The organism is Pseudoalteromonas aurantia, assembly GCF_005886875.1.
GTDB classification, from domain to species: domain Bacteria; phylum Pseudomonadota; class Gammaproteobacteria; order Enterobacterales; family Alteromonadaceae; genus Pseudoalteromonas; species Pseudoalteromonas aurantia_A.
On sequence record NZ_PNBY01000247.1, the window covers coordinates 1 to 263 of the forward strand.

Annotated in this window: 1 protein-coding gene; it reads right to left on the bottom strand. The window is 39.5% G+C overall.

Annotated elements, in window-relative coordinates; genetic code table 11:
• Positions 1 to 109 precede the first annotated feature (109 nt).
• Entirely contained in the window at positions 110 to 262 is a 153-nt protein-coding gene (locus tag CWC18_RS22045) for a metallopeptidase TldD-related protein (RefSeq protein ID WP_434063449.1), read from the bottom strand.
• Between the last annotated feature and the right edge of the window lies 1 nt (position 263).

Genomic DNA, 263 nt, shown 5'->3' on the forward strand with positions numbered 1-263 from the left:
AGGATGTTTTTTTATTGTATTTATCAATTGAGACTCTATAAGGAAAGAAACATGATCAGATGAGTTGAGTAGAGAATTGAAGCAACTCTCTACTCAAGAATTGAAGGCGTTACTTACCCCCAATACTCAACCGGGAGAAACGAATAGCTGGGGAATAGAAATTCCTGGACTCGGATATTTCCAATACTGAACCCATGGCATCTATCTCATTCAACAGCTTATAGAAGTTACCTGCTACTGTAATACCGCGAACGGGCTGTATC